Raw genomic sequence first — 23,745 nt, forward strand, 5'->3', positions numbered from 1 at the left:
GAGGGAGCTTGCTCCCGCTCGAGTGCGCAGCGCTCGCAGGCTTTTAGGGCCGCTTCGCGGCCCAGCGGGAGCAAGCTCCCTCGCCACTAAAAGCCGCAAATCTCAATCCATCGAGGGCGGCGGCTGCTCGTAGCGGGCATTGAAGGCCTGGACGAAACCGTTGCGCAGGATCTGCAGGAAAGCTTCGAAGGCGCTGATGTCCTGCTGGTGGACATTGCCGCTGAGTTCCACCCGGGTGGCGAACTGGTTCTTGCGTTGGTTCTTGAGGGCCGTTTCGCCTGCGCCGACCAGGGCTTCCCAGACCGAGCGGAAGATGTTCTTGTTCTGGTTTTCAACGTCCTGCTGCCAGTCGAACACGTCGACATCACGCAGCAGTGGCTTGATGTAGCCGCTGAGCTTGGCGTTGTCGGCTTCGGCCTCGATCACCAGGTCGCCGTGGCCGGCATTGAAATCGAACTTGCCATAGGCGGCGGCAAAATCGTTGAGGCGCTTGAGTTCGATGTTCCTGGCCCGCAGGCGGAAATCGAAATCCTCGAAGTCGCTCAAGGGGTCGAAGGTAGCCTGCATTTCCAGGGGCGCATGCTCGGCCACCAGGGCCTTGCCTTCGAAGCGGGCGTCGCGCTTGCCTTCGGTGTCGACCACGTTGGTCAGGTTGTAGAAACTGGCGTTGACGTCGGTGGCCCGCAGGTTGACCGGCGGCTTGGAATTGAAATTGCGAAAGGTGACCTTGCCCTCCCGGATGCGCACTTCGTTGAAGGTGATGGGCAGCAGTTTTTCCAGTTGCTCGCGCCAATTGGTGCCCTGGCCGGTCTGGGAATTCTGCCGGTTGGCGCCGCCGTCGACGAAGTTCACTTCGGGGCGGGTGAACTCAACCTCGGACACCACCGCATGGTCGTACCATAGCGAGTGCCAACTCACGGAGAGATCCACCAGCGGCGCGTTGACGAACGGCACCGGGACCTTGCCGTCGACCTTGACGATTTCCAGGCCGTTGATCCGGTAGGCACCGCGCCACAGGGCCAGGTCCACGTCAGTGATCTGGCCGCGATAATCGCCCATGTCGGCCAGTTTATCGTTCAGGTAGTCGCGCACCAGGTAAGGCAGGGCGAAATGCAGGGCCACCAGCACCGCGACGAGGGTGGCGAAGACCCACAGTGGCCAGCGGTATCGACGCTTCATGTCAGTCAGTCTCCAGCGATTGTTAGGGGAGGCGCCTCCTAATGCCATTGACTGTTGCAACAACGGGATCGTTCGGTGCAACTGGACGCCCATGGGCAACAGGCATACCTTTAAAGGCTTAAATTCACGCCGCATCAAGGACCCAGCCATGAGCCGCATATTTGCTGACAACGCCCATTCCATCGGCAATACGCCACTGGTACAGATCAACCGCATCGCGCCGCGCGGCGTGACCATCCTGGCCAAGATCGAAGGGCGCAACCCGGGGTATTCGGTCAAGTGCCGGATCGGCGCGAACATGATCTGGGACGCGGAAAGCTCGGGCAAACTCAAGGCTGGCATGACCATTGTCGAGCCGACCTCGGGCAACACCGGTATCGGCCTGGCATTCGTCGCCGCCGCCCGTGGCTACAAGCTGATGCTGACCATGCCGGCCTCCATGAGCATCGAGCGGCGCAAGGTGCTCAAGGCCCTGGGTGCGGAGCTGGTGCTCACCGAGCCGGCGAAAGGCATGAAGGGCGCCATCGAGAAAGCCGCCGAGATCCTGGCCAGCGATCCGTCCAAATATTTCATGCCGCAGCAGTTCGATAACCCGGCGAACCCGGCGATCCACGAAAAAACCACCGGCCCGGAAATCTGGAGCGACACCGACGGCGCGGTGGACGTGCTGGTCGCGGGTGTCGGCACCGGCGGAACCATTACCGGGGTTTCGCGGTATATCAAGAACACCTGCGGCAAACCGATCCTGTCGGTGGCGGTCGAGCCCGAGGTGTCGCCGGTGATTACCCAGGCGATGGCGGGCCAGGAGATCAAGCCCAGCCCCCACAAGATCCAGGGGATCGGTGCCGGGTTCGTGCCGAAAAACCTCGATCTGTCGATCGTCGACCAGGTCGAACGGGTCACTGACGACGAGTCCAAAGCCATGGCCCTGCGCTTGATGCAGGAGGAGGGCATCCTCTGCGGGATCTCCTGCGGCGCGGCGATGGCCGTGGCCGTGCGCCTGGCCGAAAAACCGGAAATGCAGGGCAAGACCATCGTGGTGATCCTGCCGGATTCGGGCGAGCGGTACTTGTCGAGCATGTTGTTCAGTGATCTGTTTACCGAGCAGGAGACTCAGCAGTAACGGTGGATTCACTGCGGTAGTGAGGGAGCCCTGCTGTGGGAGCAAAGCTTGCTCGCGATACAGGCGCCTCGGTTTTATGGCAGACCGCATCAATTTCATCGCGGGCAAGCCTTGCTCCCACAGAGGGCCTGCCTGCAAAGGTTCTTATAGCGGTGTTTTAACAGGCGTCAGCCAAGGTTCAGGTGGCGCCTGTTAGAAAGTGTTTATTGCGTTTTACTCAACAGAGAATGTTGCGTCAGACGGTTTTTACCCAGGCCATGGGTGTTTAACATGGCCCCCGGCTACGTCGGGCAGTAGGCGTTGCGTCAGTTGTTTTTGGACAAGGAGTTTAAAAAAAGTGACCGTTTCGTTTGTCGCCAAGGCCTCGCTGTTGCTGCTGTTCCTGGGCAGTACGCTTTATGTGCATTTGCGTGGTAAGGCGCGTTTGCCGGTGTTGCGTCAGTTCGTCAACCACTCGGCGCTGTTCGCCCCCTATAACGCCTTGATGTACCTGTTCTCCGGTGTGCCCTCGAGGCCTTACCTGGATCGCAGCAAGTTCCCCGAACTGGATGTGCTCAAGGACAACTGGCAAGTCATTCGCGACGAGGCCATGCACTTGTTCGACGAGGGCTACATCCGAGCCGCCGAGAAGAACAACGACGCAGGCTTCGGTTCGTTCTTCAAGAAGGGTTGGAAGCGCTTCTACCTCAAGTGGTACGACAAACCGCTGCCGTCGGCCGAGTTGCTGTGCCCGAGGACGGTTGAACTGGTCAGTCGGATCCCCAACGTTCGCGGCGCGATGTTTGCCTTGCTGCCCGGTGGGGGCCATCTGAACCCTCATCGAGACCCCTTCGCCGGTTCGTTGCGTTATCACCTGGGGCTTTCAACTCCCAATTCCGAAGACTGCCGGATTTTCGTCGACGGTCAGATCTACGCCTGGCGCGACGGCGAAGACGTCATGTTCGATGAAACCTATGTGCACTGGGTCAAGAACGAAACCCCGCAGACCCGCGTGATCTTGTTCTGCGATGTCGAGCGGCCCTTGAAAAGCCGGCTGATGACCCGCCTCAACCGCACCATCAGCGCGTTCCTCGGTCGTGCGACCGCGCCACAGAACCTGGACGATGAACACGTTGGTGGCATCAACCGGGCCTATGCCTGGAGCAAGTCGTTCAGCGACGGCATCAGCGGCCGGGTCAAGCAGTTCAAACGCAAGCATCCCCAGGCCTACCGGGTGATGCGACCAGTGTTGGCGGTGGCGGTGCTGACCGCACTTGGCTATTGGTTGTTCGTTTAAAACATTGCGTAGTCCATCGGGCGCTGGTTATAGTCAGCGCTCTTCGGGTTTTCGAACCCACCCTCCAAGAGATCGGCTCATGCCTGCATCCCCTGTCATCGCGGTCGTGGTTCCAGCGTTCAACGCTGGCGTCGTGCCGTGTGGGATTCAGCAGCCTGCGCAGATCGGTCAATACCCCCCACCTGTCCGTAGCTCATCGGTGTACGCCGTCGTATCACCGCCGGGCGTTGGCATTCAGGGCTGATCGGCAACGGTTGCCATCCCCTGTGCCCGCCTGAAAAAACTACTGGACTTCAGCTTCGGCTGAGTTGGCTTTTTGCCTGACTACAGGTGGTATCCATGTTTTCCCTTTCCAAAAACGCCTTATTGGCGGCGGTTTCCACGAGCCTGTTCGTTTTGCTGTGGAGCAGCGGGGCGATCTTTTCCAAGCTGGGCCTGGCCCACGCTTCACCTTTCGCTTTTCTGCTGATCCGATTTGCCATCGCGCTGTTCGCGCTGGTGCTGTTGATTCCGTTGCTCAAGTTCAAGTTGCCCAAGACCGGCAAGCCGATGCTGTACGCGGTGACCACCGGGCTGGTGCTGCTGGGCGCCTATCAGATTTTTTATCTGCTGGCGCTGCAAATGAATGTCACGCCCGGCGTCATGGCGACCCTGATGGGGGTGCAACCGATCCTGACTGTAGTGCTTATGGAACGCCGGCGTTCCGGGGCGCGGATGTTCGGTCTGGTGTTGGGTTTGGTCGGGTTGGTCATGGTGGTGTACCAGGGCATCGGCCTGGCCGGCATGTCCCTGGCGGGGATGCTGTGCGGGTTGCTGGCACTGGTCAGCATGACGGCCGGCTCCATCATGCAGAAGCGCATCACCGACAACCCACTGGGCACGCTACCGGTGCAGTACCTGGCCGGGCTGGTGCTGTGCACAGTGTTCGTGCCGTTCCAGCCGTTTCATTTCGAATACAGCGCGGGGTTCTTCGTGCCGGTGTTGTGGATGGGGCTGGTGGTGTCGGTATTGGCGACGTTGCTGCTGTACCGATTGATTGCCCGCGGCAACCTGGTGAATGTCACCAGCCTGTTCTACCTGGTGCCGGCGGTGACGGCGATCATGGACTACCTGGTGTTCGGCAACCGCCTGGCGTTGTTGAGCTTGCTGGGGATGGTGCTGATCATCGTGGGGTTGGTGTTTGTGTTTCGTAAGAGCCGCTGAGCTTTGGCTACTCGCTGACTGAACTACCGCTATCGCGAGCAGGCTCACTCCCACAGGGTTAGCGCAATTCCCTGTGGGAGCGAGCCTGCTCGCGATAGCATTTTCAGCGGCACCGATGGGTTATCGGGCAGACACCTCAGCCGGTTTCGCGACGGAAGGCATTAGCACCAACCACAACGCCGCCGCAATCAACACCCCGCCATACAAATGCGCCATCCCCAACGGCTCATCCAGCAGCAACGCCCCCCACAACACGCCGAACGGCGGAATCAGGAACGTCACGGTCATGGACTTGACTGGCCCGATGGAACTGAGCAGACGGAAATAAAGGATGTACGCCAGCGCGGTGCACACCAGACCCAGGCCCAGCAGTGACAACCAGACACTCCAGCCGCCCCAACTGGCCGGCGGCTGGCTGATGACGCTGTAGCCAAACAGCGGCAGCAAGAACACCGTGGCGCCGAACATGCTGCCCAGGGCCGAGAGACGGCTGTCCAGGCCGCCTTGGTGATCGAGCCAGCGACGGGTGAGGAAACCGGCGAAGCCGTAGCAGGTGGTGGCCAGCAGGCAGGCGAGGGCGCCCATCAACAATTGCAGGTCGAACGCCACCGGGCCGGCGCGGGTCAGGATGCCGACGCCAAGCAGCCCAAGGAAGACACCGCTGACCTTGGCCAGAGTAAGTTTCTCGCTGAAGAACAAGCCGCCGATCAACACCCCCATCAGCGGCGTGGTGGCATTGAAGATCGCCGAGTAACCGGCCGGCAGTACCTGGGCCGCCAGTGAATAGAACGTGGCCGGAATCCCCGAGTTGATCAGGCCCAGCCCCATCACGACTTTGAGCTTGCCACGAAAATTCCAGTCGACGCGCATCAGGGCCAGGATCACCAGCAGCCCGACGAAGGCAATGGACACACGGAAGAACGCAGTGGGAATCGTGCCGATAACGGGGGCGATGATGCGCATGAACAGGAAACTGGCGCCCCAGATGGCAGCCAATGACAGTAAACGCAGGATATCGACGAGGTTCACGAGCCACTCCTTCCTTGATGGGGTGGCAAGTGTCGCCGCCCTGAATAGCGATGGCAATGGTTGCGTTGCCGCGTGCTTGGCCTCTAAGCTCAGTCGCCAATAACAAGCATGACCCGCCGAGGTTTACCTATGCCGCAGCCATGGCCCGCCACCGAAATCGCTCGTTCGATCCTCGACGGCTTCGACGATTATCGTGAGCATTTCCGGCAGATCACCGACGGCGCTCGCGCCCGGTTCGAGCAGGCGCTGTGGCTGGAGGCGCAAACGGCTTCGGCGGCGCGCATTAACTTGTATGAAGAAAAAGTCTTCGAAACCGTCGCCAAGCTGCACAAGGCCTTCGATGACGAAACCCTGATGGACGTGAGCTGCTGGCCGTTGGTCAAGAGCGCCTACATCAGCCTGATCGACCTGCGCTTCGACGATGAGCTGTCGGAAACCTGGTACAACTCGATTTTCTGCGGGCTGTTCAGCCACGACCTGATCAGCGACGGCACCATGTTCATCCACACCACCCGGCCCAGCCTGCGCCGGGCCCGCGCCGCCCAGACCCGCACCTACAAGCCCCAAGGGCAACTGGACCGGATGCTGGCGAGCGTCTTCGCCGATTACCGTTTCAGCGAGGACTACGCCGATTTGCCAGGGGACCTGCAGCGCCTCGAAGCGCAGTTGCGCGAGAACCTGCCGGACTGGGTCTGCAAGGACCCGGAACTGACGGTGGAGTTGTTTTCCTCGGTGCTCTATCGCAATAAGGGCGCCTACCTGGTGGGCCGGATCTACACCCGCGACGACCAGTGGCCGTTGGTGATTCCGCTGTTGCACCGCGAGGGCCGGGGTATCCAGATCGATGCGCTGATCACCGACGAGGCGCAGGTGTCGATCATCTTCTCGTTCACCCGCTCGTACTTCATGGTGGACGTGCCGGTGCCGGCGGAATTCATCGGCTTTCTCAAGCGCATCCTGCCGGGCAAGCACATCGCCGAGCTGTATACCTCCATCGGCTTCTACAAACACGGCAAGTCCGAGTTCTACCGGGCCTTGATCAATCACCTGGCGAACACCGACGACCAGTTCATCATGGCCCCCGGCGTGCGCGGCATGGTCATGAGCGTGTTCACCCTGCCGGGCTTCAACACCGTGTTCAAGATCATCAAGGACCGCTTCTCACCGTCGAAAAACGTCGACCGGGCCACGGTGATCGAGAAGTACCGGCTGGTGAAAAGCGTCGACCGGGTCGGGCGCATGGCCGATACCCAGGAGTTTGCCGATTTCCGCTTTCCCCTGAGCAAATTCGAGCCGGCCTGCCTGGAGGAACTGTTGGAGGTGGCTCCGTCCACGGTGTCGGTGGAAGGCGAGACGGTGCTGATTCGTCACTGCTGGACCGAACGCCGGATGACGCCGCTGAACCTCTATCTGGAAAACGCCAACCCGGACCAGGTGCGCGAGGCGCTGGAAGACTATGGCCTGGCGATCAAGCAACTGGCGGCGGCCAATATCTTCCCCGGCGACATGCTGCTCAAGAACTTCGGCGTGACCCGCCACGGCCGCGTGGTGTTCTACGACTACGATGAAATCTGCTTCCTCACCGAAGCCAACTTTCGCCACATCCCCGAGCCCCGCACACCGGAAGACGAAATGGCCTCCGAGCCCTGGTATTCCATCGGCCCGCTGGACGTCTTCCCCGAAGAGTTCCCGCCGTTCCTGTTCGCCGACGCCGGGCAACGCAAGCTGTTCGACCAGTTGCACGGCGAGCTGTACAACGCCGACTACTGGAAAAGCCTGCAAGAGGCGATCCGGGCAGGGAAGGTGATCGACGTGTTCCCGTATCGGCGTAAGGGGTAGAAGCAGCTTCAAGCTTCAAGCTTCAAGCGGCAAGTTTTGAGTTTCAGGCCAGTGCCGCTTGCAACTTGCCGCTTGCAGCTTGAAACTTGCCGCTGCTCCTATTCCCCTTGCGTACCTGATGACTGACCAAGCCCCCGCTATCGACAAACTGCTGAAAAACCTCGACCACGCCATGCTCGCCGACCGTCACCGGTTGCGGCGGCAGTTGCTCGAGCTGCGCAAGAAGCCCGACGAGGCCAAGCTGGCCCAGTGGGTGACCCGCATGCAGGCGTCGTGCGATCAGGTCCTGGCGCGCAAGGCGAGCCTGCCGGTGATCCGCTATGACGACAATTTGCCGATCGCCGCCAAGCGCGACGAAATCAAGCAAGCGCTGCTCAAGCACCAGGTGCTGATCATCGCGGGCGAGACCGGCTCGGGCAAAACCACGCAATTGCCGAAGATCTGCCTGGAAATCGGTCGTGGCCAGCATGGCTTGATCGGCCACACCCAGCCGCGCCGCATCGCCGCCCGCAGTGTCGCGAGCCGCGTGGCCGAGGAGCTGGCCACGCCGTTGGGGGCGCTGGTGGGTTATCAGGTCCGCTTCGAGGACCAGAGCGACGCCAACACCCTGATCAAGCTGATGACCGACGGCATCCTGCTGGCCGAAACCCAGAATGATCGCTACCTCGAACGCTACGACACAATCATCGTCGACGAAGCTCACGAACGCAGCCTGAACATCGACTTCCTGCTCGGCTACCTCAAGACCCTGCTGCCGCGCCGTCCGGACCTGAAAGTCATCATCACCTCGGCGACCATCGACCTGGAGCGCTTTTCCAAGCATTTCGATGACGCGCCGATCGTCGAAGTCTCGGGCCGTACCTTCCCGGTGGAAACCTGGTATCGCCCGCTGACCCTGGAGCAGGACGAGGAGGGCAACCGGGTCGAGGATGACTTGACCGTCGACCAGGCGATCCTCGCCACCCTCGACGAAATTGCCGCCTACGAGCGCAGCGAGCGCCGTAGCCCCGGGGATGTGTTGGTGTTCCTGCCGGGCGAGCGGGAGATTCGCGACGCCGCGGAAATGCTGCGCAAGGCCCAGCTCAAGCACACCGAGATCTTGCCGTTGTATGCGCGATTGTCGCCGGCCGAACAGCAGCGCATCTTCCAGTCCCATCCGGGCCGGCGTGTGGTGCTGGCGACCAACGTCGCCGAAACCTCGCTCACCGTGCCGGGTATCCGCTACGTGATCGACAGCGGTACCGCGCGCATCAGCCGCTACAGCTACCGGGCCAAGGTCCAGCGCTTGCCCATCGAGGCCATTTCCCAGGCCAGCGCCAACCAGCGCAAGGGCCGCTGCGGGCGGGTCGAGCCGGGGATTTGCGTGCGCCTGTACAGCGAAGAAGATTTTCTTGGACGGCCGGAGTTCACCGACCCGGAAATCCTGCGCACCAACCTGGCGGCGGTAATCCTGCAGATGCTGCACCTGCGCCTCGGCGAGATCACCGATTTCCCGTTCATCGAGCCGCCGGATGGCAAGGCCATCAGCGACGGCTTCAATCTGCTGCAAGAACTCTCGGCAGTGGACCGCAACAGTCAACTGACCCCGCTGGGTCGGCAGTTGGCGCGCCTGCCGGTGGACCCGCGCATGGGCCGCATGCTGCTGGAAGCGGCGAAACTGGGCAGCCTCCAGGAAGTACTGATCGTCGCCAGCGCGATGTCGATCCAGGACCCGCGCGAGCGTCCGCCGGAACGGCAACAAGCGGCCGATCAGGCCCACGCCCAGTGGAAGGATGCCGACTCGGACTTCGCCGGGCTGGTCAACCTGTGGCGCGGTTTCGAAGAGCAGCGCCAGGCCCTGACCGCCAGCCCGCTGCGCAACTGGTGTCGCAAGAACTTCCTCAACTATTTGCGTTTGCGTGAATGGCGTGATTCCCATCGCCAGTTGAGCCTGATCTGCCGCGACATGCAGTTGAGCCTCAACAAAGACCCGGCCGACTACCCGAAACTGCACAAGGCAGTGCTGTCGGGCCTGTTGAGCCAGATCGGCCAGAAAACCGAAGACGGTGATTACCTCGGCGCTCGCCAGCGGCGGTTCTGGGTCCACCCCTCGTCGGGCCTGGGCAAGAAGCGCCCGCAGTGGCTGATGACCGCCGAGTTGGTGGAAACCACCAAGTTGTACGCGCGAATGGTGGCCAAGATCGAGCCGGACTGGATCGAGCCGCTGGCCGGGCACCTGATCAAGAAAAACCACTTCGAACCCCACTGGGAGAAGAAGCGCGGGCAAGTGGTGGCTTATGAGCAGATCACCCTGTTCGGGCTCATTGTCGTCGGTCGCCGGCCGGTGCATTACGGGCCGGTGGACCCGGTGGTGTCCCGTGAACTGTTCATCCGCGAAGCGCTGGTGCGCGGCGAGATCCAGTCCAAGGCCAAGTGCCTGGGGGCCAATACCCGCTTGCTGGAGCAGCTCGACGAACTGGAAGCCAAGGCCCGTCGCCGCGACATTCTGGCCGACGAAGAAACCTTGTTCGCGTTCTACGACGCGCGCCTGCCGGCCGAGATCCACCAGACCGCGACGTTCGACAGCTGGTACCGGATCAACAGCCAGAAAGACCCGCAATTGCTGATCATGCGCGAGGAAGACGTGCTGGCCCGCGAAGCCAGCGAAGTCACCGCCACGCAATACCCCGACACCTTGCGCGTCGGTGACCTGACCTTGCCGCTGAGCTATCACTTCGAGCCCAACCACCCGCGCGACGGCGTGACGCTGCGGGTACCGGCGCCGCTGCTGCCGATGCTGCCGCCGGAGCGCTTGGAATGGCTGGTGCCGGGGATGATCGAGGCCAAGTGCATCGCCCTGGTGCGCAACCTGCCCAAGGCCTTGCGCAAGAACTTCGTGCCGGTGCCGGATTTCGTCAAGGCGGCGCTGCAGCGCATCACCTTCGCCGAGGGTTCGTTGCCGCAGGCCTTGGGCCGTGAGCTGCTGCGCATGACCGGGGCGCGGGTCAGCGACGAAGCCTGGGCCGAAGCGGCCCAGCAGGTCGAAAGCCACCTGCGCATGAACCTGGAAATCGTCGACGGCCAGGGCAAGTTCCTCGGCGAGGGCCGCGACCTGGCCGAGCTGACGGCACGCTTTGCCGAAGCCAGCCAGGCGGCCTTGGCCGTGCCGCAAACGGCGAAAAGCCAGGCGCCGGTGGAGGCGAAGGTCTTCGCGCCGGTGGCGGAGAAAACCCAGCAGAAGATCGCCGGGCTGTCGATGACGGTCTACCCGGCGCTGGTGGAAGAGGGCGGCGTGGTCAAGGAAGGACGTTTCCCGACGCCGGCCGAAGCCGAATTCCAGCATCGCCGCGCCTTGCAGCGCTTGCTCATGCAGCAACTGGCCGAATCGGCCAAGTTCCTGCGTAGCAAGTTGCCGGGCCTGACGGAGCTGGGTTTGCTGTACCGCGACTTGGGCCGCATCGATGGCTTGGTGGAAGACATCCTGCTCGCCAGCCTCGACAGCTGCGTGCTCGAAGGTGAAGCGAGCCTGCCCCGTGACGGCGCCGCCCTGGCTGGCCTGGCCGAGCGCAAGCGCGGCGGCTGGACCGAGCACGCCGAACGCCTGGCGAAGCTGACCCTGGACATCCTCAAGCTCTGGCACGGCCTGCAAAAGCGCTTCAAGGGCAAGATCGACCTGGCCCAGGCCGTGGCGCTGAACGACATCAAACAGCAGCTCAGCCATCTGGTATACCCAGGCTTCGTGCGGGAAACCCCGCATCAGTGGCTCAAGGAACTGCCGCGCTACCTCAAGGCCATCGAACAACGCTTCGAGAAACTCGGCAGCCAAGTGCAGAAGGACCGGGTCTGGAGCGGCGAACTGTCGAACCTCTGGGCCCAATACCAGGCCCGCGCCAGCAAACACGCCCAGGAAGGCAAGCGCGACCCGCAGCTGGAACTGTACCGCTGGTGGCTGGAGGAATACCGGGTGTCGCTGTTTGCCCAGCAATTGGGCACCAAGGTGCCGATTTCCGATAAGCGCCTGGGCAAGCAGTGGGGGTTGGTGGAGGGGTGATCAGATAAATTGGACAGCACCACATTTCCCCTGTGGGAGCGAGCCTGCTCGCGATAGCGATGTGTCAGCCAACATCAATGCAGCTGAACCACCGCTATCGCGAGCAGGCTCGCTCCCACAGGGTTTTGTGTGGTCAGTAAGGGAGAATGGGCCAAACCCCAGCGTTTATGGCAAACTTCGCGCCTATAAATGCCGGTCCCGTGGTTTTGAGCTTCAATGCCACGGGCGGATCGGAATAAAGCGATGCCAGGGCTGCTTCCCCGGATGGGAAAAGTCCCTTTGCGTGTTGGTACGTCGGTGCCAATACTTTCTGCCTGAACAGATCAGAGACACGACCCATGCATAATGTCGTCATCAGCGGCACCGGCCTGTATACCCCGGCCAACAGCATCTCCAACGAAGAGCTGGTGCAATCTTTCAATACCTATGTCGCGCAATTCAACGCCGATAACGCCGACGCCATCGAGCGTGGGGAAGTCGAGGCCTTGACCGAATCCAACGCCGCGTTCATTGAAAAGGCTTCTGGCATCAAGAGCCGCTTTGTCATGGACAAGGACGGCATTCTCGATCCACAACGCATGACGCCACGCTTGCCCGAGCGCTCCAACGACGAGTGGTCGGTGCTCTGCGAAATGGCCGTCGGCGCCGCCAAACAAGCGTTGGAGCGCGCCGGGCGTTCGGTCGCCGACATCGACGGGGTGATCGTCGCTTGTTCGAACCTGCAGCGTGCCTACCCGGCCATCGCCATCGAAGTCCAGGAAGCCCTGGGCATCGAAGGGTTCGGTTTCGACATGAACGTGGCCTGCTCCTCGGCGACCTTCGGTATCCAGGCCGCGGCCAACAGTGTGCAACTGGGCCAGGCCCGCGCGATCCTGATGGTCAACCCGGAAGTGTGCACCGGCCACCTGAACTTCCGCGACCGCGACAGCCACTTCATCTTCGGCGACGCGGCCACCGCCGTGATCATCGAACGCGCCGACCTGGCGACTTCGCCGTACCAGTTCGACGTGGTCAGCACCAAGCTGCTGACCAAGTTCTCCAACAACATCCGCAACAACTTCGGCTTCCTCAACCGCACCGCGGAAGAGGGCATTGGTAGCCGCGACAAGCTGTTCGTCCAGGAAGGCCGCAAGGTGTTCCGCGATGTCTGCCCGATGGTGGCCGAACTGATCGGTGCCCACCTGGAAGAGAACCAGTTGAGCGTTGGCGACGTGAAGCGCTTCTGGCTGCACCAGGCCAACCTGAGCATGAACCACCTGATCGTGCGCAAACTGCTGGGGCGCGAAGCCACCGAAGCAGAAGCCCCGGTGATTCTCGACCGCTACGCCAACACCAGCTCGGCCGGTTCGGTGATTGCATTCCACACCTACCAGGACGACCTGCCCAGCGGCTCGGTCGCCGTCCTCAGCTCGTTCGGCGCCGGTTACTCGATTGGCAGCGTGATTTTGCGTAAGCATTGATCACTGTTGCAGCGAGCAGATTTGTGGCGAGGGGATTTATCCCCGCTGGGCTGCGCAGCAGCCCCAAAACAGGCGATGCACCACTCATCCTGAGATACCGCGATGGTAGAGTTTAGGGTCGCTTCGCAACCCAGCGGGGATAAATCCCCTCGCCACAAAAGCATCGCAGTCTTGCAGATATTGGGATGTTGAATGACGATCACCGACGACACCCTCCTGCTCCAACGCCTCCTGGCCGGTGAGCAGCAAGCCTACAAGGAACTGGTCAGCGCCTACCAGAGCCCGATGCGCGCGGTGGCCTATGCCATCGTCGGCAGCCGCCATGCCGACGAAGTGGTACAGGACGCCTGGCTGTCGGTGGTGCGCAATCTCAACGGATTCCAGGGCCGTTCCAGCCTCAAGACCTGGCTGTTGACCATTACCGCCAACGCCGCCAAGGGACGCTACAAGCAGAACCGGCGGGAAGTGCTGCTCGATGACCTTCCGTCACCCCACGGCACCCTCGGCGATGATCGTTTCGCCGCTGACGGCCATTGGCTGCTGGCGCCGTTCGCCTGGCACCAGGACACGCCCGAAGCGCTGCTGACGATGGACGAATTGCGCGATTGCCTGGAGCACACCTTGCTCAGCCTGTCGGAACTGCAAGGCAGCGTGCTGAGCCTGCGGGAACAACAGGGCCTGGAGTTGGACGAAATCTGTAATCTCTTGGGCATTTCGCTCTCCAATGTACGCGTGCTGTTGCATCGCGCCCGATTGAAGGTCTTCGCGACTGTTGAACATTTCGAGGAAACCGGCGAATGCTGACCTGCAAGGAACAAGTAGCCCGCTCCAGCGACTACCTCGACGGACAACTGAGCTTTCGTGAACGCCTGCTGGTGCGCCATCACCTGATGTTCTGCGCCAATTGCCGACGGTTCATCCGCCAGATGCGGCTGATGCAGGCGACCCTCAAGAAACTGCCGAAACCGCCGATTCCCGACCTGGATCAGTTGGCCGAGAAACTCGCCGCCGAGCGGCGTAAAGACAGCCGCTGAACCCCTCGATACACCCACCGACCCTTTGTGGGAGCGAGCCTGCTCGCGATAGCGGCGGATCAGCCAGCATTGATGTTAATTGACCCACCGCTATCGCGAGCAGGCTCGCTCCCACAGGGGTCTCCATAGCGGTACTGGTTATTCCCTTTCGAAGTAAAAAGTTCCGCTGTCATAAAATCTTTATGTGATAGCAACTCGCCTGACACAACCGGCCGCCAAGATCCCCTCCCAACACCAGCGGGCCCAGTTCCGCGTGTTTTCTAACGGCACAGACTACCAATAGGGGAATTCTTCGATGATCCGTAAGCACTTCGCAGGTGTTGCCGCCAGCGCATTGGCAATGGCAGTAACCGCCCAGGCTTTCGCCGGCACCGTCACCACCGACGGCGCCGATATCGTTGTCAAAACCAAGGGCGGCCTTGAGGTCGCTACCACTGACAAAGAGTTCAGCTTCAAGCTCGGTGGTCGTTTGCAGGCTGACTACAGCCAGTTCGACGGTATCTACACCGACAATGGCAATTCGGCCGATGCTGCCTATTTCCGTCGCGCCTTCCTGGAACTGTCCGGCGTGCTGTACACGGATTGGGCATACACCATCAACTACGATCTGTCCCATAACACCGGTAATTCGGATGACGGCTACTTCGACGAAGCGTCCTTGGCCTATAACGGTTTCAAACCGGTATCCATCAAGGTTGGTCGTTTTGACCCGGACTTCGGTCTTGAAAAAGCGACTAGCTCTAAATGGGTAACCGCGCCTGAGCGAAACGCCGCATACGATCTGGTCGACTGGGCCATGGATAAGCAGAACGGTATGGGCATCCAGGCCTCTAGCACCTTCGCTGATTCCTTCTATGCCTCGGCCGGTGTGTTCAGCAAAGACAATGATGATGCTGACGGCGAAAGCGTCAAGCAAGTCAACGGTCGTTTCGTGTTCGCTCCGATGCACGAAGCCGGCAACGTGCTGCACTTCGGTTTGAACGTGGCCTCCCGCGACGTTTCCGACACCGCGTTTGACGCGCGTTACCGCTCTCGTCTGGGCATGCGTGGCGTCGATACCCAGGGCGGCAACAATGCTGGCGACAACGGCAATCGTCCGGTCCTGGGCGGCACCAACGTCTCGCCAGCCGGTTCCTACGACACCGACACCGCCTTCGGCCTGGAAGCCGCTTTCGCCATGGGCCCGGCGTCGATCCAGGGTGAATACGTCTCCCGCAAGACCAAGGCTGACAGCGATGCCTTCGAAGACCTCAAAGGCCACGGCTTCTACGTCCAGGGTGCCTACACCCTCACCGGTGAGTCCCGTGGTTACAAGGTCGGCAAGTTCGACGCGATCAAGCCTCAGAACAAATCCATCGGCGCCTGGGAAGTGTTCTACCGCTTCGACAGCATGACCGTCGAAGACGACAACATCACCACCGCCTCGGCAACCCGTGAAGTCGGCGATGCCGAAGCCAAGGTGCACAACCTGGGCGTGAACTGGTACGCCAACGAAGCGGTGAAAATCACCGGTGCCTACGTCAAGGCCAAGACCGACAAAGTCACCAACGCCAATGGCGATGACGATGGCGACGGTTTTGTTGTCCGTGCCCAGTACGTGTTCTAAATCGTTTGATTTGATACACCGCTGCACTTTCATCCGTTAATGCTCCTTTCGACCCCGCCCCAGGCGGGGTTTTTTTTGAGCTTTATTCGCACCTTTGCGTTTTCTTGTCCCGACTACTGTATGGACCCCCACCTGTTAACCCTGACAGTTTCGCGGTTTTCGAAGAGGGTGCTTACTTTCTACAGCCGCAGAGCGGCGGTGGCAGGCGTCTGGAAATCCCCGGCACTGCCCGCTCTGCTTTTCGCAACTAAGCGTCCATGACGAACGGTGGCCGCTAATGGTGAATGTGGAGAACAGCAATGGCGGGTTCAGATGAAACGGAACAGTTGCCGGCTGGCGAAACGTTGATCAGCTTTCACTACGACGCGCTGGACACCTTGATCGGGCGCAGTGCGTCGGGCGGCAGGGAGCAACGGTTCTACCGAAACGATGAATTGGCAAACGAGATCCAAGGGGGCGCCAGCCGTACCTTTGTGCGGGCAGAGGGCATCGTGCTCGCCCAACAGCAAGCCGGCGGTGGGGCAGCGCCCTTATTGCTGGCGGGGGATGGCAAGAACAGCGTGTTGGTTGAGGTCAGTCAGGGCGCCGTCAAGGCGACCGCGTACTCGGCATACGGTCATCGCAGGGATGATGACGCGTCGGTTAGCAGCCATTTGGGTTACAACGGCGAGCGGCGCGAAACGCAAACCGGTTGGTACTTGCTGGGCAAGGGCTATCGCGTTTTTAATCCGGTGTTGATGAGATTTCATAGTCCAGACAATCTGAGCCCGTTTGGGAGGGGAGGGTTGAATGCTTATATGTATTGTGTGGGGGATCCGATTAATAACGTGGATCCCACCGGGCATGTTTTAAGGCGTTTCTTTCAAAGGTTTAGATCAACTACTGGCTCTCCTGTTACAGATCGTACCCCTCTACTTGATGTTGCCGATAAAAAAAATGAAACTCCTTCACTAAAGCTTGTGCGGGATAAAGATATCCAAAATATCCAAATAGTGAGGGATTATTATAAGGACAAAGCGCTTAAGGCCGAAATGCGCCGTAATGACATCGATTCTATGGAGCGTCCTGACCTTCTGGAAGTGGTTGAAGCACATGAACAAGCAAGTGAACTCATTACAGTAGCGAACAGGCACGAGAATAATTTGCAGAAAGCCTACAAACAAAAGGGAAAAAACGGTATTACTTCTGAGGCTAGGCGTAAATACAAAACGGACGCGTTTAATGTTTTAGTGAATCAAGCAACTGCTGCTAATTTGGCTGTGGATAAACAGCACGTTGCTCTGCTGCGGACTCAGGATGAAATTCGCAGGTATGGAACTGCCGAATATATTTATATCTGAGTTTTATTATCGGCGTGAATGGCAACGAAACTAAGCGCTGCTGTTCTAGATGAGCATTAAATCGACAAAACCGTAAAAAATCACCTTGCTGCTCGTACCATCCGACCCAGATCGGCGATACTCCCTATCGCCGCCTGGGCTTCGGAGAACCGCATGCCGCTTCACGTCTTGGACAGCCTGTCCGCCATCGCGCCTCTGGAGTGGGATGCGTTGGTGCCCGTCAACCAGCCCTTCTTGCGCCACGCCTTCCTGAGCACATTGGAAGACAGCGCCAGCCTGGGACCGCAATCCGGTTGGCAAGCCGAGCATTTGCTGCACATGGAAGACGGTCGTCTGCTGGCGGCCTTGCCCAGTTACCGCAAGTGGCATTCCTACGGTGAATACGTGTTCGACCATGGCTGGGCCGACGCTTGCGCCCGCGCCGGCATCGACTATTACCCCAAGCTGCTGACGGCGGTGCCGTTCAGCCCGGTCAGTGGCCCACGGCTGTTGGCAGCGCGGGTGGAGGACGGCCTGGAGTTGCTGGGCAGCGTGCCCGGCTACTTGGAAATCGAAGGGCTTTCCAGCGCCCACATCAACTTCACCGATGCCTTCACCGACGCGGCGCTCGCCGGGCAAGAAGGCTGGCTGCAGCGGATTGGCTGCCAGTACCACTGGCAAAATCGCGGTTATCGCGACTTCCAGGATTTTCTCGATGCCCTCAGTTCCCGTAAGCGCAAGCAGATGCGCAAGGAGCGCGAGCAGGTGACGGGGCAGGGGATCGACTTCGAATGGCTGGAAGGGCATCAGTTGGACGAGGCGCAGTGGGATTTTGTCTACGCCTGTTACGCCAACACCTACGCGATACGACGGCAGGCGCCGTACCTGACCCGAGCGTTCTTCAGCCTGCTGGCCGAGCGCATGCCCGAGGCCATTCGCGTGGTGCTGGCCAAGCAAGGTTCACGGCCGGTGGCGATGGCGTTCAGCCTGGTAGGCGGTGACAGTTTCTACGGGCGGTACTGGGGCTGCCTGACGGAATTTGACCGTCTGCACTTCGAGACCTGCTTCTATCAAGGCATGGACTACGCGATTGCCAACGGCTTGCAGCGCTTCGACGCCGGTGCCCAGGGTGAGCACAAATTGATTCGCGGGTTCGAGCCGGTGATTACCCGCTCATGGCACTACCTGCGTCACCCGGGCCTGAAGGCGGCAGTGGCGGATTTCCTCATGAGGGAACAGGAGGGCGTGCTGGCGTATGCCGAAGAAGCGAAAACAGCACTGCCTTATCGGCAGTGCTGATTTTTGCGGGAATGACTCAGCGGTTTTCCTGACCCAGCCAGCGGTACAAGACACCACCAATAATGGCGCCCAGCAGCGGTGCCACCCAGAACAGCCACAGTTGCTCGATGGCCCAGCCGCCGACAAGCAGCGCCGGGCCGGTGCTGCGGGCCGGGTTGACGGAGGTGTTGGTGACCGGGATCGAGATCAGGTGAATAAGCGTCAGGGCCAGGCCGATGGCAATCGGTGCCAGCCCGGCCGGTGCGCGTTTATCGGTGGCGCCGAGGATGATCAGGATGAACATCGCCGTCATCACCAGTTCGGTGACGAAACCGGTCGCCATCGAATACCCACCGGGCGAATGCTCGCCGTAACCGTTCGCGGCCAGGCCGGACGCAGTCAGGTCAAAGCCTTCCTTGCCGCTGGCGATGAAGTAGATCAACGCGGCGGCCAGCACCCCGCCGATAACTTGGGCGATGACGTAGGCAGGCAGCTCCTTGGCTGGAAACCGACCACCCACGTACAAGCCCAACGAAACGGCCGGGTTCAAATGGCAACCCGAGATATGACCGATGGCGAACGCCATGGTCAACACCGTCAAGCCGAAGGCTAGGGCCACCCCCAAAACGCCAATACCGGAGGCGGCCAATACCGCGCTGCCGCAGCCGCCCAGCACCAGCCAGAACGTACCCAACAACTCAGTCGTTGAACGTTTGAGTAAAGACATAAGCATCCTTGAAAAAACAGTCGTGATATTCGGTTATGCATCCCAGCAGCATTACGACAGGTTCATCTCCAGAACCTGGGCTGAGTACAGCAGGGTTTATCGACAAATCCAGCGGCATGAAAAAACCGCCAGCGTCATGGGACGGTGGCGGTTTTGGCCGTGGTCGGCGGGGAGTATGGGGTGGCTGCGTGGGCTAAATGGATCCTGGACAGATTTTTTCAGTATTGCTGATTCAAACCGGACCCTGTGGCGAGGGAGCTTGCTCCCGCTGGGCTGCGTAGCAGCCCCAATAAGGCTGGGTGTCCAACGTATTTATTGTGTTGGAACTCAGATTTTGGGGGCGCTTCGCGCCCCAGCGGGAGCAAGCTCCCTCGCCACGGGGTCAGTGGTGTCTGGTAGAGATCAGTCGATCCCCACGAACCCACCCGTCTGATGCTGCCACAGCCGCGCATACAACCCGCCATGGGCCAGCAACTCGGCATGGCTGCCGGTCTCGGCAATGCGGCCATTTTCCAGTACCACCAAGCGGTCCATCCGGGCGATGGTGGAGAGGCGGTGGGCGATGGCGATCACGGTCTTGCCTTGCATCAGCGTCTCGAGGCTTTCCTGGATCGCCGCCTCGACTTCCGAGTCCAGCGCGGACGTCGCTTCGTCCATGATCAGGATCGGCGCGTCCTTGAGCAGCACCCGTGCGATAGCGATGCGCTGGCGCTGGCCACCGGACAGTTTCACGCCGCGCTCACCCACATGGGCATCGAAGCCGGTGCGGCCTTCGGCGTCCGATAGCAACGGAATGAACTCATCGGCCCGGGCCTTGTGCACGGCTTCCCAGAGTTGCGCATCGGTGGCGTCGGGCTTGCCGTAGAGCAGGTTGTCGCGAATCGAGCGATGCAGCAGCGAGGTGTCCTGGGTGATCATGCCGATGCGCTCGCGCAGGCTTTCCTGGCCGACTTCGGCAATGTCCTGGCCATCGATGAGGATGCGCCCGCCTTGCACGTCGTAGAGGCGCAGCAGCAGGTTGACCAAGGTGGATTTACCCGCGCCGGACGGGCCGATCAGGCCGATTTTCTCGCCGGGCTTGATCACCAGGTTCAGGTCGCCGATGACCCCGCTTTTCTTGCCATAGTGGAAATCCACATGCTCGAAACGCACCTCGCCCTGGGCCACCGCCAGCGGCTTGGCCTCGTCGCGGTCGGTGACGCTGACGGGCTGGGAAATGGTCTGCAAGCCGTCCTGGACCATGCCGATATTTTCGAAGATGCCGGTGACCACCCACATGATCCAGCCGGACATGTTGACGATGCGAATCACCAGGCCCGTGGCCAGGGCGATGGCGCCGACGCTGATCAGCGACTGGGTCCACAGCCACAGCGCCAGGGCCGTGGTACCGACGATCAACAACCCGTTCATGGTGGTGATGACCACGTCCATGCTGGTCACTACGCGGCCGGCCAGTTGGGCTTTTTCGGTCTGTTCCTCGATGGCTTCGCGAGCGTATTGCTGTTCGAAGTTGGTGTGGGCAAATAGCTTCAGGGTGGTGATGTTGGTGTAACCGTCGACAATCCGCCCCATGAGCTTGGAGCGGGCATCGGAGGAGACCACGGAGCGTTCCTTGACCCGTGGCACGAAGTAATAAAGTGCGCCGATGTACGAGGCGATCCACATCAGCAGCGGAATCATCAGGCGCCAGTCGGCTTCGGCGAACAGCACCAGGGAGCTGATGGCGTAGATCAGCACGTGCCACAGCGCGTCCACGGCCTGCACCGCCGAGTCGCGCAGGGAATTGCCAGTCTGCATGATGCGCTGGGCGATGCGCCCGGCGAAGTCATTCTGGAAGAAATTCAGGCTCTGCTTGAGCACGTAGCTGTGGTTCTGCCAGCGGATCAGGCTGGTCATGCTGGGGCTCAGGGTTTGGTGCACCAGCAAATCATGCAGGGCCACGAAGATGGGCCGAAAAACCAGGGCCACAACAGCCATCCAGGCCAGTTCGAGGCCGTGGAGCTTGAAGAAATCCGCGCTGGGCGTTGCCTGGGTCAGGTCGATGATGCGGCTCAGGTAGCTGAACAGCGCCACCTCGATCAGCGCACCGATCAGGCCCACCACCAGCAACGCGGCGAAGCTTGGCCAGACCTGCTTCAGATAATAAGTGTAGAAGGGCAGGACGCGGTCCGGCGGGGCCGAGGTCGGGGCGTCGCGGAAGATGTCGATCAGTTTTTCGAAACGGCGATAAACCATGGGTACCTAGCCCGGGCAGGGCTCTCCTTTTTTGCTGTGAGCGGCGCGGGGTCGCCGGCGCCGCTCAGGCTTGCCCTGTGGGTTTTAGTCGAGGCGCTTGGCCGACTTGATGATCACAGGGTCGACCGGCACGTTTTGCATGCCTTGCTTGGTGGTGGTCTGGGAGTTGACGATGATGTCCACCACGTCCATGCCCTTGACCACCTTGGCGAACACCGCGTAGCCGGCGTCACGACCCGGGTCGAGGAAGGCGTTGTCGGCCACGTTGATGAAGAACTGGCTGGTGGCCGAATCCGGGTTGGACGTGCGGGCCATCGACAAGGTGCCGCGAACGTTGTGCAGGCCGTTGCTGGCTTCGTTCTTGATCGGTGCCTTGGTTTCTTTCTGCTGCATCTGCTGGGTGAAGCCGCCGCCCTGGGCCATGAAGCCCGGGATCACGCGGTGGAAAATCGTGTTGGTGTAGAAGCCGCTGTCCACGTACTCAAGGAAGTTCTTGGTACTGATGGGGGCCTTGACCGGGTCCAGTTCGATTTCGATCTGGCCGTTGGTGGTGTCCAGCAATACATGCGGTGCCTTGGCAGGTGTCGCGGCCATCAGGTTGGCGGCGAACAGTACGGTGCCGGCGGCGAGGACGATTTTTTTCAGCATGGGGTCAGTGATCCTGAGTGGTGGAATCGGTTGCGGTCAAAAAGTCGAGCAGGGTTTGGTTGAAGCGTTCGGGTTGATCCAGCGGGGTAGCGTGCCGTGAATCGGCGATGACCACCAGCCGTGCGTTGGGCAGATGCTTTACATAGGCCTCTTTCAGCGCCACCGGGGTGTAGTCATGGTCGGCGCAGATGACGAGGGTTGGACAGGCGACCTGTGAAAGTCGTTCCTGAACGCCCCAGCCTACGATCGCATCGAAGCTGGCGAGATAAGCACGTTTGTCGTTCTTTGCCCAGCGCCGGGCCATTTCCAGGCGTAACTCGGTTTGTTCAGGTTTGGGAAACAGTTTGGCGCCCAGGGCCTTGCCGATGGTCTCCAGGCTGAGCAGGCGCATCAGGCTCCAGCGCTTGAACCATTGCCAGCAATCGTCGGGCGTGCGGACCTTGACCTGCGGCGCGCTGTTGACGATGCACAGGCTCTTGACCCGTTCGGGTTCATCCACCGCCAATTGGAAACAGATCATGCCGCCCATGGACCAGCCCACCAGGTGCACCGGGCCAAGGTCGAGGTGTTCGATCAGCGCGCTCAGGTCGGCGCTGAAACCAGCGATGCTGTAGCGCTCGCGGGGCTTATCGGAACGGCCATGGCCGCGCACATCCATCACGATCAGGCGGTAGCGGGCGGACAGCGCCGGAATCTGCTTTTCCCAGTCGCGGGTACTGGAGCCGAGCCCGTGGACCAGTACCAAGGGCGCGCCGTGGCCGTACTCCTCGTAGTGCAGGTTGCAACCTTCGTGCTCGAAATAGGCCATCGGCGAAGTCCTTGTCAGGCTTGTTCAGGGGCGGCGAACGGCGCATCCAGCGGCGCGGTGTCGAAGGTGCGCAGCAGTTCGATCAGGATTTGCGTGGCCGGGCCCAGGGGTTTTTCCTTGTTTGAAAAAAGATAGAAGGTCGAGTTGCGGCTGCCTCCCTGTTCCAAGGGTAGACGCTTGAGCACGCCTTCCTTGAGTTCCCGCTCGATCATGTGCCGAGGCAGCCAGGCGAATCCCAGGCCGCTGCCGACAAAACTCGCGGCAGTGGCCAGGCTGCCGACGGTCCAGCGCTGTTCGGCGCCGAGCCAGCCAACGTCCCGGGGCTGCTGGCGGCCGGAGTCGCGGATGACCACTTGCAACTGGCTTTCCAGGTCCTGGAAGTTCAGCTCGCGATTGAGGCGGTGCAGGGCATGCTCGGGGTGGGCCACCGCGATGAATTCCACATCGCTCAATTCCGCCCCCAGGTAACCGGGAATGCTGAAACCGCTGATGGCCAGGTCGGCCACGCCTTCGAGCAGCACTTCTTCGACACCCGACAGCACTTCTTCACGCAGCCGCACCCGGCAACCGCGGCTTTGCGGCATGAACGCGGTCAAGGCGCGAACGAGGCGGGCGTTGGGATAGGCCGCGTCGACCACCAGGCGCACTTCCGCCTCCCAGCCTTGCTCCATGTGGTGGGCCAGGTCTTCCAGTTGGCTGGCCTGTTTCACCAACTGCCGGGAGCGGCGCAGCAGCACACCACCGGCTTCGGTCAACACGGCCTTGCGCCCATCGATACGCAGCAGCGGCACGCCGAGCTGGTCCTGCATGCGGGCGACGGTGTAGCTCACGGATGACTGGGAGCGATGCAGCACTTCGGCGGCCTGGGCGAAACCGCCGTGGTCGACCACCGCCTGCAGGGTGCGCCATTGATCCAGGGTCACGCGGGGCGCTTTCATATCGAGCTCCTCT

18 protein-coding genes are annotated in these 23,745 nt (G+C 60.9%); 11 read left to right on the forward strand and 7 right to left on the reverse strand.

Going from position 1 to position 23,745, the window contains the following annotated elements; all coding sequences use genetic code 11:
* Nucleotides 1-102: 102 nt before the first annotated feature.
* Nucleotides 103-1,179 (reverse strand): DUF748 domain-containing protein, encoded by a 1,077-nt coding sequence (locus tag J3361_RS22735; protein WP_207966410.1) that lies wholly within the window; start codon nt 1,177-1,179, stop codon nt 103-105.
* Between the two features lie 148 nt (nt 1,180-1,327).
* Between J3361_RS22735 and cysK the strand changes: the two genes are divergently transcribed.
* The 3 genes from cysK to J3361_RS22750 all read left to right on the forward strand — a co-directional run bounded on the left by cysK (nt 1,328) and on the right by J3361_RS22750 (nt 4,781).
* Entirely contained in the window at nt 1,328-2,302 is a 975-nt protein-coding gene (gene cysK, locus J3361_RS22740; protein WP_207966411.1) for a cysteine synthase A, read from the forward strand.
* A gap of 337 nt (nt 2,303-2,639) precedes the next feature.
* Complete coding sequence (locus J3361_RS22745; protein ID WP_207966412.1) at nt 2,640-3,578, forward strand: aspartyl/asparaginyl beta-hydroxylase domain-containing protein; 939 nt, start codon at nt 2,640-2,642, stop codon at nt 3,576-3,578.
* A gap of 339 nt (nt 3,579-3,917) precedes the next feature.
* Complete coding sequence (locus J3361_RS22750) at nt 3,918-4,781, forward strand: DMT family transporter (RefSeq protein WP_207966413.1); 864 nt, start codon at nt 3,918-3,920, stop codon at nt 4,779-4,781.
* 120 nt (nt 4,782-4,901) lie between these two features.
* Here J3361_RS22750 and J3361_RS22755 read toward each other — a convergent pair whose 3' ends face one another.
* Nucleotides 4,902-5,810: a DMT family transporter gene (locus J3361_RS22755; protein WP_207966414.1), complete on the reverse strand. Its 909-nt coding sequence runs from the start codon at nt 5,808-5,810 to the stop codon at nt 4,902-4,904.
* 129 nt (nt 5,811-5,939) lie between these two features.
* Here J3361_RS22755 and aceK point away from each other — a divergent pair, with 129 nt between their 5' ends.
* The 8 genes from aceK to J3361_RS22795 all read left to right on the forward strand — a co-directional run bounded on the left by aceK (nt 5,940) and on the right by J3361_RS22795 (nt 18,397).
* Nucleotides 5,940-7,649: a bifunctional isocitrate dehydrogenase kinase/phosphatase gene (gene aceK / locus J3361_RS22760; protein ID WP_207966415.1), complete on the forward strand. Its 1,710-nt coding sequence runs from the start codon at nt 5,940-5,942 to the stop codon at nt 7,647-7,649.
* 118 nt (nt 7,650-7,767) lie between these two features.
* Entirely contained in the window at nt 7,768-11,679 is a 3,912-nt protein-coding gene (hrpA, locus tag J3361_RS22765; protein WP_207966416.1) for an ATP-dependent RNA helicase HrpA, read from the forward strand.
* A gap of 338 nt (nt 11,680-12,017) precedes the next feature.
* Nucleotides 12,018-13,139 carry a beta-ketoacyl-ACP synthase III gene (locus J3361_RS22770; RefSeq protein WP_207966417.1) on the forward strand — a complete coding sequence of 374 codons (1,122 nt, stop codon included), beginning with the start codon at nt 12,018-12,020 and terminating at the stop codon, nt 13,137-13,139.
* 192 nt (nt 13,140-13,331) lie between these two features.
* The gene (locus tag J3361_RS22775; RefSeq protein WP_207966418.1) at nt 13,332-13,943 is read left to right on the forward strand and encodes an RNA polymerase sigma factor; all 612 of its coding nucleotides are present in this window, start codon (nt 13,332-13,334) and stop codon (nt 13,941-13,943) included.
* Nucleotides 13,937-14,173: a zf-HC2 domain-containing protein gene (locus tag J3361_RS22780; protein ID WP_207966419.1), complete on the forward strand. Its 237-nt coding sequence runs from the start codon at nt 13,937-13,939 to the stop codon at nt 14,171-14,173. Before J3361_RS22775 ends, J3361_RS22780 begins: the two co-directional genes overlap by 7 nt.
* Before the next feature lie 295 nt (nt 14,174-14,468).
* Nucleotides 14,469-15,779 (forward strand): porin, encoded by a 1,311-nt coding sequence (locus tag J3361_RS22785; protein ID WP_207966420.1) that lies wholly within the window; start codon nt 14,469-14,471, stop codon nt 15,777-15,779.
* Between the two features lie 299 nt (nt 15,780-16,078).
* Entirely contained in the window at nt 16,079-17,119 is a 1,041-nt protein-coding gene (locus J3361_RS22790) for an RHS repeat-associated core domain-containing protein (RefSeq protein WP_243458991.1), read from the forward strand.
* Nucleotides 17,120-17,272: 153 nt separating this feature from the next.
* Nucleotides 17,273-18,397, forward strand: coding sequence for a GNAT family N-acetyltransferase (locus tag J3361_RS22795; RefSeq protein ID WP_207966422.1), 1,125 nt, complete (start codon nt 17,273-17,275; stop codon nt 18,395-18,397).
* Between the two features lie 16 nt (nt 18,398-18,413).
* Here J3361_RS22795 and aqpZ read toward each other — a convergent pair whose 3' ends face one another.
* From aqpZ to J3361_RS22820, 5 genes are all read right to left on the reverse strand, one after another.
* Nucleotides 18,414-19,103, reverse strand: a complete 690-nt coding sequence (gene aqpZ, locus J3361_RS22800) for an aquaporin Z (protein WP_207966423.1) — start codon at nt 19,101-19,103, stop codon at nt 18,414-18,416.
* A 402-nt stretch (nt 19,104-19,505) separates the two neighbouring features.
* Nucleotides 19,506-21,338 (reverse strand): ABC transporter ATP-binding protein, encoded by a 1,833-nt coding sequence (locus tag J3361_RS22805; RefSeq protein WP_207966424.1) that lies wholly within the window; start codon nt 21,336-21,338, stop codon nt 19,506-19,508.
* A gap of 84 nt (nt 21,339-21,422) precedes the next feature.
* Nucleotides 21,423-21,986 carry a peptidylprolyl isomerase gene (locus J3361_RS22810; protein ID WP_207966425.1) on the reverse strand — a complete coding sequence of 188 codons (564 nt, stop codon included), beginning with the start codon at nt 21,984-21,986 and terminating at the stop codon, nt 21,423-21,425.
* A 4-nt stretch (nt 21,987-21,990) separates the two neighbouring features.
* On the reverse strand, nt 21,991-22,794 hold the full coding sequence (locus J3361_RS22815; RefSeq protein ID WP_207966426.1) for an alpha/beta hydrolase: 804 nt from the start codon (nt 22,792-22,794) through the stop codon (nt 21,991-21,993).
* A gap of 14 nt (nt 22,795-22,808) precedes the next feature.
* A complete protein-coding gene (locus J3361_RS22820) occupies nt 22,809-23,732 on the reverse strand; it encodes a LysR family transcriptional regulator (protein ID WP_060738713.1) in 924 nt (307 codons plus the stop codon).
* Between the last annotated feature and the right edge of the window lie 13 nt (nt 23,733-23,745).

Source organism: Pseudomonas sp. OA65 (assembly GCF_017498305.1).
In the GTDB taxonomy this organism is placed as follows: Bacteria; Pseudomonadota; Gammaproteobacteria; order Pseudomonadales; family Pseudomonadaceae; genus Aquipseudomonas; species Aquipseudomonas zanjanensis.